Annotated in this window: 1 pseudogene; it reads right to left on the reverse strand. The window is 80.0% G+C overall.

Features of this window, described 5'->3' with window-relative positions:
* A pseudogene (locus G3I53_RS33915) lies at nucleotides 1-380 on the reverse strand (hypothetical protein); the annotation flags it as partial.

The raw sequence follows: 380 nt of genomic DNA on the forward strand, positions 1-380 counted from the left end.
GCGACGGCGAGGACCGCTAGGGCCACCCGCCGCTCGTCGCCCTGCACCGGGACGCCGTCCGCTGCCTCCGATGACGAGGACGGCGACGAGGCCGAGGGCTCAGCCGGGGACTCAGAGGACTCCGACGCCGGCGTCGACCCCGGGGACGCCCGGAAGAGCGGCGGCACGGACCCGTGGGCCCGGGTGCCCGGGCCGTCCGCGGCCTGTGTGTCCGGGCCGACGCCCGCCTCGTCCGGCGGCCCGCCGTCGAACCCGTCGAGCAGCTCGGTGACCCGCAGGTCCACCTCGGCGACCTCCAGGCCGAGCCGCTCGGCGGCCGCCCCGGCCAGCGCCGCCCGCAGCCGGTCCGCCGTCACCGGCAGCGGCTCGACGGCCGTGGC

The organism is Streptomyces sp. SID14436, assembly GCF_010548465.1.
Taxonomy (GTDB): Bacteria; Actinomycetota; Actinomycetes; order Streptomycetales; family Streptomycetaceae; genus Streptomyces.